14 protein-coding genes are annotated in these 13,299 nt (G+C 51.4%); 12 read left to right on the top strand and 2 right to left on the bottom strand.

Annotated features, from left to right (window positions below):
* Positions 1–72: 72 nt before the first annotated feature.
* The 10 genes from AC0LWM_RS03310 (at position 73) to AC0LWM_RS03265 (ending at position 9,834) form a co-directional block, all read left to right on the top strand.
* Positions 73–1,419 (top strand): MATE family efflux transporter, encoded by a 1,347-nt coding sequence (locus AC0LWM_RS03310; protein WP_474673464.1) that lies wholly within the window; start codon positions 73–75, stop codon positions 1,417–1,419.
* Positions 1,420–1,552: 133 nt separating this feature from the next.
* Positions 1,553–2,032: a PH domain-containing protein gene (locus tag AC0LWM_RS03305; RefSeq protein WP_474673463.1), complete on the top strand. Its 480-nt coding sequence runs from the start codon at positions 1,553–1,555 to the stop codon at positions 2,030–2,032.
* Complete coding sequence (locus AC0LWM_RS03300; RefSeq protein WP_474673462.1) at positions 2,025–3,536, top strand: PH domain-containing protein; 1,512 nt, start codon at positions 2,025–2,027, stop codon at positions 3,534–3,536. Before AC0LWM_RS03305 ends, AC0LWM_RS03300 begins: the two co-directional genes overlap by 8 nt.
* Before the next feature lie 212 nt (positions 3,537–3,748).
* Positions 3,749–5,173 carry a stalk domain-containing protein gene (locus AC0LWM_RS03295; protein WP_474673461.1) on the top strand — a complete coding sequence of 475 codons (1,425 nt, stop codon included), beginning with the start codon at positions 3,749–3,751 and terminating at the stop codon, positions 5,171–5,173.
* A 50-nt stretch (positions 5,174–5,223) separates the two neighbouring features.
* Positions 5,224–6,081 carry a phosphate ABC transporter substrate-binding protein gene (locus AC0LWM_RS03290; RefSeq protein ID WP_474673460.1) on the top strand — a complete coding sequence of 286 codons (858 nt, stop codon included), beginning with the start codon at positions 5,224–5,226 and terminating at the stop codon, positions 6,079–6,081.
* An 83-nt stretch (positions 6,082–6,164) separates the two neighbouring features.
* Positions 6,165–7,121: a phosphate ABC transporter permease subunit PstC gene (pstC, locus tag AC0LWM_RS03285; RefSeq protein ID WP_474673459.1), complete on the top strand. Its 957-nt coding sequence runs from the start codon at positions 6,165–6,167 to the stop codon at positions 7,119–7,121.
* Positions 7,118–7,996 (top strand): phosphate ABC transporter permease PstA, encoded by an 879-nt coding sequence (gene pstA, locus AC0LWM_RS03280; RefSeq protein WP_474673458.1) that lies wholly within the window; start codon positions 7,118–7,120, stop codon positions 7,994–7,996. The genes pstC and pstA overlap by 4 nt, the downstream gene beginning before the upstream one ends.
* Positions 7,997–8,216: 220 nt before the next feature.
* Complete coding sequence (locus tag AC0LWM_RS03275; protein WP_474673457.1) at positions 8,217–9,152, top strand: AraC family transcriptional regulator; 936 nt, start codon at positions 8,217–8,219, stop codon at positions 9,150–9,152.
* Between the two features lie 28 nt (positions 9,153–9,180).
* Positions 9,181–9,558, top strand: a complete 378-nt coding sequence (locus AC0LWM_RS03270) for a VOC family protein (protein WP_474673456.1) — start codon at positions 9,181–9,183, stop codon at positions 9,556–9,558.
* A gap of 27 nt (positions 9,559–9,585) precedes the next feature.
* Positions 9,586–9,834, top strand: a complete 249-nt coding sequence (locus AC0LWM_RS03265) for a hypothetical protein (protein ID WP_474673455.1) — start codon at positions 9,586–9,588, stop codon at positions 9,832–9,834.
* A gap of 81 nt (positions 9,835–9,915) precedes the next feature.
* Here the strand turns inward: AC0LWM_RS03265 and AC0LWM_RS03260 are convergent, their stop codons facing one another.
* Positions 9,916–10,254 carry a winged helix-turn-helix transcriptional regulator gene (locus AC0LWM_RS03260; RefSeq protein ID WP_474673454.1) on the bottom strand — a complete coding sequence of 113 codons (339 nt, stop codon included), beginning with the start codon at positions 10,252–10,254 and terminating at the stop codon, positions 9,916–9,918.
* A gap of 176 nt (positions 10,255–10,430) precedes the next feature.
* On the opposite strand from AC0LWM_RS03260, the gene AC0LWM_RS03255 reads away from it, so the two are divergent.
* The gene (locus tag AC0LWM_RS03255) at positions 10,431–11,459 is read left to right on the top strand and encodes an NADH:flavin oxidoreductase/NADH oxidase (protein WP_474673453.1); all 1,029 of its coding nucleotides are present in this window, start codon (positions 10,431–10,433) and stop codon (positions 11,457–11,459) included.
* Positions 11,460–11,554: 95 nt separating this feature from the next.
* The gene (locus AC0LWM_RS03250) at positions 11,555–12,262 is read left to right on the top strand and encodes an HAD family hydrolase (protein ID WP_474673452.1); all 708 of its coding nucleotides are present in this window, start codon (positions 11,555–11,557) and stop codon (positions 12,260–12,262) included.
* A gap of 94 nt (positions 12,263–12,356) precedes the next feature.
* Here the strand turns inward: AC0LWM_RS03250 and AC0LWM_RS03245 are convergent, their stop codons facing one another.
* The gene (locus tag AC0LWM_RS03245; protein ID WP_474673451.1) at positions 12,357–13,271 is read right to left on the bottom strand and encodes a pseudouridine-5'-phosphate glycosidase; all 915 of its coding nucleotides are present in this window, start codon (positions 13,269–13,271) and stop codon (positions 12,357–12,359) included.
* Between the last annotated feature and the right edge of the window lie 28 nt (positions 13,272–13,299).

The raw sequence follows: 13,299 nt of genomic DNA, 5'->3' as shown, positions 1-13,299 counted from the left end.
ATTCAGAGGATGGTACAGAATAGATAGACGCAACTTTAGCGACTATAAAATGGAAAAACGAGGCATCTTCTTATGTTTAAAAACTGGAAACATATTCTTCTCCTCGCCCTTCCTTCCGTATTGTCGTTTGCGACATCCACGTTGACCGGCACGGTCAATTTGATCATGGTCGGCCATTTGGGCGCTTTGATCATCGCGATCGTAGGCGTGACCAATATTATCATGTACAATGCGTTTGCAATTTTTTCCGGCATCGGGCATACGGTCAACTACTTGGTTGCGCAAAACTACGGCGCGGGCGACATGAAAAAAGGAATCGAGCGGACGTATTTGGCGCTCGCGATGAGCGTCATCTTCGGCGTCGTCATCTTCCTTGTCGGCTTATTTTTCTCCGGTACGATTTTGCAGCTGACCGGAGGCTCGGACGAACTGGTCGTCGCGGGAGAGCAATACTTGCAAATTCGCTTTTATGCGATGGCGTTCGGCATCGTCAACTTCGTCTTTCACGGATTTTTGCGCGGCGTCGGCGATACGAAAACATCGATGGTATTATCGATGATTAGCAGCGTCATCATGGTATTTTTAACCTATGCGTTAACATTCGGCGCGCTGGGCTTCCCTGAGCTTGGGCTGAAGGGTGCCGGCATAGCCGTGCTGGCAGGCGAAATTATCGGTCTGCTTGGCGGAGCTTACGTATTTCTCGTTCGGATGCATGCGAAGTACAACACACGTTCCCGAATGAAGCTGAATATCGCGGAAGCGAAACTGATTCTTGCCGAGAGTGGGAAACTGGGCATCCAGGAATTTTCGATGAGCGTGACGATGTTTATTTTTACCGTATTCGTCGCAAGGCTAGGCACGCATGCGCTTGCCGCGAACGAAGTGTCGCTCAGCATTATGTCGCTCGGATTTATGCCGGCCTTTGCTTTCGGCTCGACGGCAACCATACTCGTCGGACAGGAAATCGGCAAGAACAACCCGCATGCGGCACGCCGCGCCGGAACCGATACGGCCATCATCGGCACGTTGTTTCTGATCGTTCTCGGTACGATTGAATTTATTTGGGCCGGTCCGATCGCCAACCTGTATACGAACGATCCGCAAGTATTCGAGCTTGCCGCATATTTGATCACGATATCCGCATATTTGCAAATATTCGACGGGCTGCTCAATTATTATGCGGGCGGACTTCGCGGCATCGGCGACACGACATTCCTGCTGCGCGTCTCGGCGATATTAAGCTGGTTCTTGTTCGTGCCATTGGCTTACCTGTTCATTTTTGTGCTGGAGTGGGGGAGCTTGGGCGCTTGGCTGTCGCTCTATATTTTCTTGACCGCCTTCGGTTTGTCGGTCATGATCCGCTATTACAAAACCGACTGGCTTTCGGTGCAAATCAAAGAAGCGGCCCCACATGGATAGGCGATACGGATTTTCCCTATAAACAATATCTTGATGAAAGAAAGCTCCGAACGATCAAGCAGAACGATGGTTTGAGGAGCTTTCTTTGTTCGGTTTCTAGGACAAATTGATTATGGACAAGGAGAGTGTTACGATGCGTTCACTGCCGGAACATCGAATAGACCAGCGCGCGGTTACCGTTTGGCGATGGGGTGCGGCGCTAGGCGGCATTTTTGATTTGGCCGTTGCAATTGCAGTCATTGTATTAACGATAAATTTTTCGTGGCCCGTGTGGATATCGATCCTCGTTTGTACGCTCGCGATATTGGAGCTGACGTTAAGGATCTTCATCATTCCGCAGCTTCGTTGGCAGCGTTGGCGCTACGAAATCAGGGAGGAAGAAATCGAGCTTCTGCAAGGCATTGTATTTGTCAAAAGAACATTGATTCCGATGGTTCGCGTCCAGCATGTCGACACGCATCAGGGGCCGATCATGCGCAAGTACGGGCTGTCGAACGTTACATTTTCGACGGCCGCGGGCAAACACGACATCCCGGCGCTTGCAGACGACATCGCCGATCGGGTGCGCGAGCAGATCGCGACGTTGGCAAGGGTGACGAATGAAGATGTCTAATCCGATCCAAAACGGCAAAAGGTTGCATCCCGTCGCTTTTATTCTTTTTGCGCTCAAAATGATTAAAGATTTGCTGCTTCCTTTTATCTTGGTTGTTGTCACGAAATTATGGGGTGGCGGAGGCAGCTCCGGCCCCGACAAGTGGAGAACTGCGGCAGCTGCGTTGTTCCTGCCAGTGACCCTCGGAGGCGGAATCTTGGGCTGGCTTCGCTACCGGTACGAAGTTTCAGACGGACAGTTAAAGGTTGAGCATGGCGTTTTCGTAGTCAAAAGACAGTTCATTCCGCTCGAGCGTATCCAGACGGTTGATTTGACCGAGGGATTGCTGCACCGCCTGTTCGGAGTCGTGCGGGTGCAAATTCAGACCGCAGGCGGCAATAAACCGGAAGTGATTCTAGCGGCTGTAACGAAGGAAGAAGCGGCGAGGCTTCAAACGCAGCTGCGCGGCATACGAGTCGGAGATCACGAATCGGTACGGGCGAATCCGGAGGAGGCCGCTTCCGGGGGGACTTCGGTACAGTTGTCTGAACGACCGAATTTATCGCATAAACCACCGAAGCCGACATATCGTATCTCGTTTGGCAGCTTGCTGATCGCAGGGATGAGCTCCGGCAGCTTGGGGTTGTCGATTACGTTGATTTTTGCGTTTTTGTCCAAGGTCGATGAAATATTCCCGGGTCTTAACGTGTTCGAAGTTGTCGGCGAATCTTTCGAGATGGCCTCCCTGCCCTTGATCATCGCGATAGGCATCGCGCTCGCTTGGCTGTTCAGCGTGTTTCTCTCGGTATTGAAATTCGCTAACTTCACCGTAGTTCGTTCCGGGGAATCGCTCGTCATCTCACGAGGGTTGCTGGAAAGGAGACAAGTTACGCTGCCTCTTGCAAGAATCCAGGCGGTTCGTTTAACGGAGGATCTTCTTTGGCAGCCGTTCGGCTTCGCCGCACTGCATGTCGAGAGCGTCGGATACGGCAATGATAAAGGGGAGACGAGCTTGTTGTTTCCGCTGATCCGCCGCACGGAGATCGAACGGTTTCTGCAGGAAATGGCACCCGGATTTGCCGGGCAGGCGACGCAAAAGCTCGAACCGCTGCCGGGGAAAGCGTGGAGAGGTTATGTTCTGCCTTGGACGATCGTGCTGGCGGTAGCGACTTGCGCCGTCGTTTGGTTTACGCGCTGGGGGTGGATCGGCGCGCCGATTTGCGTTGCGGCGGCACTTCTCGGCTATAGGCAATTCCGGGCCGCGGCGTGGACACGAACGAAAGATATGCTAGTGCTGCGCTACCGCCGACTTGCCCGGACGACGGTTATCGTGCCGAGGAATCGCATTCAATCATGCCGGATCAGGCAAAATCCGCTGCAGCGCCGCAGAGGCCTAGCTACGTTCGGCGTCAGTGTCGCATCCCGGATGACGGGCGCCCACTTTGATCTTTCCGGCATGCTTGTATCGCAATGCCACGACTTATTCGACTGGTATCGTCCGCGCGACTCCCGCGAGCGGCACTGAAGAACTGTTTTACACCAAATTAACAGAGAAAGCTCGATCAATGACGATGGACTTGAAGGTTCGTTGCATGATCGGGCTTTTTCTATTATATGGTTTACGAAATATTTACAACTGCTTCATATTCGGTTTACACATTCCATGAAATGTTTTAACAATTGCATGGCAGAATGGATTTGTACATAAGAATAGATTCGATTGAGGAGGATTATTCGGTGAATAAGACGAAGAAACGCGCAATCATGGGAATGGTGGTCGCATCGGCGGTTGCAACGACAGCTCTGACGGCAAGTGTGGCCGGAGCGGCACCTGCGGTGAAGATCGCGGCGGCAAGCGCGTCCGTTCAGAATGCATCGGTTACGATTGACGGAATTAAAGTTTCGCTGCCTTCGATTGTCGCGAACGGATCTACACTGGTTTCGGTACACGACGCGGCGGACGTTTTGGGTGCATTATTTACGGTTGAGAACGGTACGATCGTGCTGATCAACGAGAACCACAGACTGGAGCTGAAGGCAGGGTCGACGGCGTTTAACGTTAACGGCCAGCAAGAATCGTTCCAGGTTGCCCCGCAAGAAGCGGGACGCCAAACTTACGCCGAGCTAGACAAGCTCGTTGAAGCGCTTGGCGGCGAAGTGACCGAAGATTCCGGCGAGAAAGCTTACGTTTCCGTAAAACCGTTCAGCGGACCGGTATTCAATCCAAGATGGTTCGGCTCGAACATCATCGTATCGAAAGCTAACGACAACGGAGATAGCATTGATTATAAAATCAGCACGTATTCGAAAACATCGGAGCAGCTTTCGGCAGAGGACGCGTATCCGGCCGTCGTATCGCCGAACGGCAAATACGGCATTTACACGAACTCCAAAAACGAAGTGTTCCTGGAAACGGTCGCGACCGGCGCGGTAACCAAAATTAGCGGCGATACGGAAATCAAAAACGAGTTCGTTTGGTCGGCGGACAGCAGCAAAGTATTCTTCTTGCTGACGGACAAAGGCACGACGATCGCATCGATCGACCCGTTCACCGGCGCCATTAAAAAAGTCGTTGACGATAAAGTCGAATACAAATCCGATCTTCACGTGTCTGCGGACGGCAAAAAATTTACATACCTCGTAACGACGGCCGTATCGGCGAAAGTGGACAGCAAAGCCGATATCGATAAAGACGCGGTCGAAATCGATTTTTCGAATGCAACGTCCCAAGTGATGACGTTCGACACAACGCAAAAGGATGCCAAAGCCGTCGCTTTGACGAAAACAAAAGACAACAAATCGTTCCTGAACGTGCTGCCTGACGGCAAAGTCGTATTCGTATCGGTTGATCTGGAAGCAAAGGACGCCAAAGCGCTTCTGAAAGCAATCGGTACGGACGGCAGCGTAACGGATCTTGCGGCAGACCTGGACGTGACGTTCAGCACGCTGTCGGCAGACGGCAAACCGGCGGTTGTCGCGGCAGACGCAAGCGGCAAAGCGAACCTGTACGTCATCGATCCGGCGACAAACGGCAAAACATCGGTTTACGCGGCAGACGATATTCAAGAGGCGGCTTTCGCCCAAGACGGCAAAATTGCGGTCATCAGCGATGACCAACTCGTCATCGTAGGCAACGGCAAGACGGTTCAATTGACGAAGTAATACCTAATTCATCAATCAACTTTACAAATTGAGAGGAGTTCTGATTTCAAATGAATTTGTTCAAAAAAATATCCCTCGTCGCACTGGCATCCGTATTCGTACTGAGCGCAGGCGCTAACTCGGTAGCCCAAGCCAAAGAAACGGTTTCCGGCAAAATTACGGTCAACGGCTCGACGGCACTGCTGCCGCTGACGCTTCAAGCAGCTAAAGAATTCAAGAAGAAAAACCCTAAAGTGATGATCGCAGCTTCCGGCGCAGGTTCCGTTACAGGACCGCAAGCGGTAAGAAAAGGCGTAGCCGACATCGGCGCATGCGACTGGGATGCGAGCACAGACGTTCCGGGCTTCAAAAAATTCGACGGCCAAGTGGCAACGCCTATCGCGGTTATTCCTTTCGCGGCGGTTGTTAACAAAAACGTAGGTGTTGACAGCCTGACGAACGCGCAATTAAAAGATATTTTCTCCGGCAAAATCAAAAACTGGAAAGACGTTGGCGGCAAAGACGCGGATATCATCGTCGTCACTCGCGCCTTCGGTTCCGGCACGCGCGTTAACTTCCAGCAAAAAGCGCTGGACGGCGGAGACATCGGCACCGGCAGCAACTTCATTACGGCAGCAACGAGCGGCAACATGAAAACGACGGTAGAAACTAAAGAAAACTCGATCGGCTACATCGACCTTGTTTATGTTTCCGACAAAATGAAAGCTCTCAAAATCAACAACGTAGAGCCAACGATCGACAATGTCATCAACGGCAAATATAAAGTATGGGGCTACGGCTACTACATGACAAAAGGCGAGCCTAAAGGTGCAACTAAAGCATTTATCGACTACATTACGAGCAAAACGTTCCAAGAAGGTTCTCTGAAAAAAATGAAATTCATCCCGGTTTCCGCGATGAAAAAGTAAGAAGAGACGGTGCGGCCAGCCCCCGCGTTAACGGTGGGGCTGGCTGTTTTTAAAAGGAAGACCACAATTCTTAGGAGGGTGTCATGAACACTTCCGCGCAACAAACCATACCATCGAAAACGACCGCCGCGGTCCCGCTCAAAAACGGGAAGCTGGCGTTTAACCGGAACTTTAGAATCCGCATGAACAATAGGTTGTTCAAAACTTTTTGTGTAGTAAGTATTTTCTTGTTATGCCTTATTTTGTTCTCCATCATTTATTTTATTGGCAGAACCGGCATTTTAACATTCAACGAAGTTTCGTTGTCGACTTTTTTCTTCTCCGCGAACTGGGTTCCTGAGGAGAACCAATTCGGTGCAGCGCTGTTCATCATCGGGACGCTGGCGTTGACCGCCTTGACCCTTGTTATCGCGATGCCGCTGTCGATCGGCATAGCCGTATTTGTCGCCGAAATTGCTCCGGGATGGCTGAAACGGCTGCTTCGTCCGGTTCTTGACCTGCTCGTCGGTATTCCTTCGGTCGTATACGGATATATCGGTTTAACCGTTTTGATTCCTTTCCTTCAGAATATTACCGGGGAAATAATGGGTGAGGGATTGCTTGCTTCCGCACTGGTTTTGGCAATTATGGTACTCCCAACCATATGTCGGATTAGCGACGATGCGATCGTTGCCGTTCCTCGCAAATACCGCGACGCTGCTTACGCGTTAGGCTCGACGCGACTTCAGGTTATTGGCCGTGTCGTGCTTCCGGCCGCGCGCCGCGGGATTATGTCCGCGGTCATTCTCGGCATGGCGCGCGCGATCGGCGAAACAATGGCCGTCGTTATGGTCATCGGCAATACGGCGCAGCTTCCGGAAGGATTATTCGCGCCAACGTCGGTATTGACGAGCAACATCGTCATGCAAATTTTAAACGTTGAATTCGAATCGACCTGGAACTACGCGCTATATATGATGGCATTTATTTTGCTGATGATTTCGCTGCTTCTGATCGTTACGATTCGAATCATTCGTCCGAAAGGGGAACTGCAAGGATGAGCACAATGAATCTCACGAGAAAAACATCCTGGTCCCGCTTTTTGGATAAAACGGCAACCGGCTTGTTCTGGGCGCTTGGCGCCGCAATCGTACTCATTATCGTATGGCTGCTGTTCACGATTCTAAGAAACGGCTTGCCTCTCATTACGGCGGACTTTCTCGTCAAAGTGCCGGATGAAATGGAAGCGGGCGGGGGGATCGGCCCTGTCTTGTTCAACTCGTTTTACGTACTGATCTTATCGCTTCTGTTCTCGCTGCCGGTTGGTATCGGAGCGGGCATCTATTTGGCGGAATATGCGCCGGAGAACAAGATTACCGGCTTTATCCGGATTTGCGTCGAAGGCCTCGCTTCCGTTCCTTCGATCGTGTTCGGTTTGCTTGGACTCGCGATGTTTGTGGAATATTTTCAAATCGGACTCACGATATTGGGTGGCGCGGTTTCCTTGGCATTCCTCAACTTGCCCGTGTTGACGCGCGTAACCGAAGAGGCGATTCGCGCCGTCCCGAAGGAACTGCGGGCCGCCTCGTACGCGATGGGAGCGACGAAGTTCCAATGCATTCGGACCGCGGTGCTGCCGGTTGCGTTAAACGGCATCATTACCGGCATATGCCTCGTGGCTGGCCGCGCCTACGGGGAATCGGCCGTCATTATTTTAACGGCAGGGCTAAGCACAAGTGGTGAAATGTGGGATTTCAGCTTATTTTCGCCGGGTGAAACGCTTGCGGTTCATTTGTGGTATGTCAAATCGGAGGCGATCGTGCCCGATGCCCAGGAAATCGCCGATAAATCGGCGGCCGTGCTCGTTTTCGTCGTGCTGCTGATCAACTTCTTGTTCCGTATCCCGCTTTGGCTGAACAATCGGAAGGTGAAATAAATAACGGATTGGTCAGGCTGTAAAAGAAAAGCAGGCTCCGGTAGAGATACCGTGGGCCTGCTTGTTTTGCTTCCGGCCTGCTCGTACCGTTCAAGGAGTGCGGTTAAGCCGGGCTCTCTGAACAATGCATAGTGGACTGCAGATCTTGTTGCAGGAAAACATTGGTTCCCTGCCGAATTCTACAGCATTTCACACTAGAATTGGCTGGAGGCAAATCGGAATGAGACTAAAAAATCCGAATTTAATCGATGAGCATATTGTCATTGTCAATCAAGCTGTCGATTATATCGATGCGCATGCAACGGAAGATTTGACATTACAAGACGTTTCCTCGGCCGTTGCGGTTTCTCCTCGCTATTTTCACGGCATGTTCAAATCCGTCGTCCAGGAAAATGTCGGCGAATACATCACTCGCCGCAAGCTGGAGATCGCTGCCCACTATATACAGTTCTGGCATGGAATGACGCTTACGGAAATCGCTTCACAATGCGGGTTATCTTCGTTATCTTCCTTTTCCAGGGCGTTTAAGGCCCATTATGGAATAAACCCCACGACATACATGCAGGATCACCGGACTATAAAAAGCAATTTAAGTCAAATTGTAAGCAGCGGATGCGAAAGATATTTTTACAAACGCGAGTATAATGAAGGACATACGGTTTCGAATGCCTACTCGATGCGCATGACGATACGGGAATTCCCGCCTGTACAAGCCATCTATTATCGTTGCTACGGGGGCGGTGACGAAGCGTCGCAAATCGCCGAAAATTTTCGTAAATTAAGCAGATTGGCATCGTCGAGGCAGCTGTGGAGAAGCGATACGGTACTTATAGGCGTCCTGAGGTCGCCTTGGCATGCCGGCCAGTCTGGAAGAGCCCGGCATGACGCATGCCTGACGTTGCGCGCGGATTCCGTTCCCTTGATAGAAGGGAGCAACCGATGCGAGATCGCCGGAGGCTCATATGCCGTTATCCGATTCGAAGAACCGGAAACCATAGTACGGGAGTTGATGACGATCTGCTTGCGGCACTGGCTTCCGGTCAGCGGTTACGTTTTCGATTTGCGGCCTGTCTTGATGATTCATTATAACGATCCGCAAACCGACCGGAATGGAAACATGATCGTTGATTTTTGCCTGCCGGTTCGTCCAGCTTGATAAATACGATGAGATGAGGAGAGAGAATATGTCTTTTAAAGCAAAAATGCAAGAGTACCGCCCGGTCTTTATGTCGGCAAACCGTGAGGAAGCATTGAAATATTACGGACAGCTCGGTTTTGTGTACAACACGTTCACCGGATTTCTGGAAAGGGACGAGCTGAAGTTTACGATTCATCAAGCGGAGAACGCAAAAAAGCCGATTACGCCGAACCACCATATCGACGGTTGGTCATGGGATATGTATGTGTGGGTTGACGATGCCGATGCGCTGTACAGAGAATTTGCCGACAACGGAGCAATCATCGAATATGCGCCGAAGGACCCGGTGGAGTACGAGATGAGGGAATTTGCCATCCGCGATTTGGACGGTTATATTATCGCTTTTGCTTCATGCCGTACGTGAATCACTAAGAAGAAAGGAGTTGCTTCAATGGGGAATAAAGAAACCGCCGTGCCTGAAATCAAGCTGGTTCGGAAGGAAGCCTTTTCGATCATCGGCGAAGCCTGCATGCTATCGAAGGCCGATCATCATAAAAACGACGCATTCGGCAAGTTCGCCAATCAATTCCTTGCCACCCGCGCAAGCGAGATCCCTAATTCCGTCAATAAGCAATTGGTTGCCGTCAATGTCTATCCCCCGGATTTTACCGGCTTTGAAAAATACGAATTTATAATATAAGCATGAATCCTCTTTTTCCAGCAAGTGAACAGGCAAGCCCCCGGAACAATTTCCGGGGGCTTGCTGCGTTCGCGACGCAACCTAAATCGTCAGTCCGAATCGCTTCAGTTCGATAAAAATGCTTTCCAGCCGCTTGCCTTTGTCGGTCAGCGAATATTCGACGCGCGGCGGAATTTCGGGATAAACCGTCCGTTTGACGATCCCGTGCTCCTCCAGCTCCCGCAGCCGGACGGACAATGTTTTCGGGCTGATGCCGCCGAGCGATTTGATCAAATCGCCGAAACGCAGCGTTTCATCGATCAGCAAATCGCGAATAATATAGAAGGTCCATTTGCTGCCGATCATTTCTAGGGTTTTGGCGATAGAGCATACTTCTCCGGGTTTGCCCTTCGTCAGAATCAAAGGCTCTTGTTGTGTCAAGATGATCACCATCAATCGTTTTTTAATATGCTTATCATACCTGAAAAGCTTGAAAAATAAAATACTTCATTTTGTGAAACTATATGATTATTATATCACTACTTCCTTAAATGAAGTAATGAGGATATAATCCTTTGTAGAAAGAAACCAGACTACACCAAAAAGGAGTTTTTTCAATGTCGCATTTAAACAAACCGTTTAAGCTAAAAAGCTTGGAGCTCAAAAACCGCATCGTCATGCCGCCGATGTGTCAATATTCCGTCGTCGCCGAAGACGGTATTCCGAACGATTGGCATTTTGTCCATTATGTTTCGCGTGCCGTAGGCGGTACGGGACTTATTATTATGGAAATGACGGATGTCGAGCCGGACGGCCGAATTTCCAACCGCGACCTCGGTTTATGGTCGGATGAGCAAATTCCGGCTTTCAAGCGCATTGTCGACGAGGTGCATAAATACGGCGCCAAAATCGCCGTACAGATTGCCCATGCCGGCCGTAAAGCCGAGGATGCCGAAGTACCCGTCGGACCGTCGGATAAAGCGTATAGCGATCGGTACAAGAAGCCGCGTGCGCTGACGACAGCCGAAGTGAAGGAAATGGTGAACAAATTCAAGGACGCCGCCCGCCGCGCCGTTGAAGCCGGCTTCGACACGATTGAATTGCACGGGGCGCACGGGTATTTGATCCACCAGTTCCATTCGCCGTCGATCAACAATCGGGATGATGAATACGGTCAAGATTTAACCCGATTCGGCGTTGAAGTCATCAAGGCGGTCAAAAGCGCGATGCCTCCCGAAATGCCGCTCCTGATGCGGATTTCGGCCATCGAATATATCGACGGCGGATACGAGCTCGATTACGGAATCGAAGTAAGCGCCAAGTACAAGGAAGCCGGCGTCGACATGTTCAACGTATCCAGCGGGGGCGAAGGCTCGGCCGGCGTGAAGAAACCGGGCAACTTCCCGGGGTACCAGGTTCCTTTTGCCCGCGCGATCAAGGAAAAGCTTGACGTGCCGGTCATTGCAGTCGGATTGCTCGAAAATCCTGTGCTGGCCGAAGCGACGGTCGGCAACGGCGACGCGGATTTGATCGGGGTAGCGCGAGGCATGCTGAGCGACCCGTACTGGGCGAATAACGCGATTCAAGCCGTAACCGGACACGCCAAAGAAGTGGCGCCGAAGCAATACGAACGGGCTTACAAATAAGCAAGGGCAAAAATGGCTCGCCGCTTCCGTCCCGGCCTATGGTATAATACAATCTCCACGGTATGACTTACGGAAATACAAGGGGAGATGATACCATGCTGAATGATGTACGGCTCATTTTATTCGATCTCGACGACACGTTGATCGATTTCGATAATTACTGGCCGGATAGCATCAAGGAAACGGCGAGCCTGCACCCGCTCGTGCGGGATTTGGATCAACGGCTTTTCTTCGAATCGTTTTGCGAGCTGGACGGCATATACGAACGGCTTTACCTGGATCAGAAAATAACGATCCAACAGTTCCGTCAGCGCCGCTTTATCGAAACGATGGCCCGGTTCGGGATCGAAGTCCAAGTGGACGATGCAGATTCTTTCGACAGGATGTGCACGGCGGTTCGCAAGAAATTCATGAAGCCGAACGACGATGTGACGCATCTAATTGAAAAACTGAGCTCATCGTACCGGCTCGGCATCGTAACGAACGGAACGCTGGAGCAGCAGTTAGACAAAATCGAGGCTTTGGGCGTGGGCAAATACTTCCCGAGGGAAACGGTTTTTGTCTCCGACGATGTCGGTTATGACAAACCCTCCCCGGAAATATACCGGCTTGTGCTGGACCGATTCGGGGAGCAGCCGGACAAGACGCTGTTCGTCGGCGATTCCTGGCGCAATGACGTATGGGGGCCGGGGCAGCTTGGCTTGCGGACCGTATGGCTGAACCGGAAGGGCGTATCCGTTCCTGATACGCATAAGCCGACTTGTATCATTCGCCATATTGGGGAACTCATCCATTTATTCTAACGCTCGTAACGATGAACCTATAACAAAACCCTTTGTCCGGATAGGCATGATGCCTTTTGGACAAAGGGTTTTTCGCGCCCCGGAAGCGAAACCTTTATTTGCAACAGGATTGATAAGCAACCGCAATGCTTGCAGCAACCTCCGCATTATGCTTGAATAACGCGACATTCGTTTCGAGGCTTCGCCCGCCGGTCATCTCACGCACCCGATCGAACAAATAGGCCGTTACCTTTCCCGTAAAATCGGATTTTCTCGTTTCTTCCAGCGCCTTGACGATATAACTGTTAATTTCCTCATAGTCAAGAGAGTGCGCCTCGGGTACGGGATTCGCGATGACTAGGCTGCCCTGAAGGCCAAGTTTCCATTTCGTATCCATAATGTCTCCGATTTCATCGGGCGAATCGAGTCGGAAGTCAACCCCAAACGGGCTGACCCGCGAGAAGAAGGAAGGGAATTCGTCACAGCGATAGCCGACGACGGGGACGCCGTATCTTCGCAAGTACTGTAATGTTTTGCTGATGTCGAGAGTCGCTTTGACCCCGGCGCATACGACTGCAACGTCCGTTTGGACGAGCTCGTTCAAATCGTCCGATATGTCCCACGAAGACGTCCCGTCGCGATGGACCCCGCCGATGCCGCCCGTGGCGAAAACGCGGACGCCCGCAAGCCGGGTCGCGATCATCGCGGCTGCCGCGGTTGTCGCGCCGATTTTGCCGGAGGCCAGCAGGTAGGGCAAGTTCCGGCGGCTCGCCTTCTCCACGGATTTATTCGTAGCGAGCTCCTCCAGCTCGTGTTCTTCCAGCCCGATATGAATTCTCCGATTCATGACGGCGATGGTGGCCGGAACGGCGCCATGGTCTCGCACGATTTGCTCGACCGCTTTGGCGTTTTCCAAGTTATGCGGATAGGGCATTCCTCGCGAAATCAGAATGGATTCCAAGGCGACGATTGGCGTACGGTTCACCAAAGCCCGACGAACCTCATCGTTATAAGTAAGACATTGTTTCAAAATCATTCACCTCTGCATGTTAATATTC

The organism is Paenibacillus sp. sgz302148, from assembly GCF_056120465.1.
This window is presented reverse-complemented; position numbering and strand designations above follow the sequence as displayed.

Coding starts and splice junctions, on each gene's coding strand:
- AC0LWM_RS03270 (WP_474673456.1), top strand. CDS start 9,181: ATGTCTTTTAAAGCAAAAATGCAAGAGTACCGCCCGGTCTTTATGTCG.
- AC0LWM_RS03265 (WP_474673455.1), top strand. CDS start 9,586: ATGGGGAATAAAGAAACCGCCGTGCCTGAAATCAAGCTGGTTCGGAAG.
- AC0LWM_RS03275 (WP_474673457.1), top strand. CDS start 8,217: ATGAGACTAAAAAATCCGAATTTAATCGATGAGCATATTGTCATTGTC.
- AC0LWM_RS03300 (WP_474673462.1), top strand. CDS start 2,025: ATGTCTAATCCGATCCAAAACGGCAAAAGGTTGCATCCCGTCGCTTTT.
- pstC (WP_474673459.1), top strand. CDS start 6,165: ATGAACACTTCCGCGCAACAAACCATACCATCGAAAACGACCGCCGCG.
- AC0LWM_RS03305 (WP_474673463.1), top strand. CDS start 1,553: ATGCGTTCACTGCCGGAACATCGAATAGACCAGCGCGCGGTTACCGTT.
- AC0LWM_RS03290 (WP_474673460.1), top strand. CDS start 5,224: ATGAATTTGTTCAAAAAAATATCCCTCGTCGCACTGGCATCCGTATTC.
- pstA (WP_474673458.1), top strand. CDS start 7,118: ATGAGCACAATGAATCTCACGAGAAAAACATCCTGGTCCCGCTTTTTG.
- AC0LWM_RS03255 (WP_474673453.1), top strand. CDS start 10,431: ATGTCGCATTTAAACAAACCGTTTAAGCTAAAAAGCTTGGAGCTCAAA.
- AC0LWM_RS03310 (WP_474673464.1), top strand. CDS start 73: ATGTTTAAAAACTGGAAACATATTCTTCTCCTCGCCCTTCCTTCCGTA.
- AC0LWM_RS03250 (WP_474673452.1), top strand. CDS start 11,555: ATGCTGAATGATGTACGGCTCATTTTATTCGATCTCGACGACACGTTG.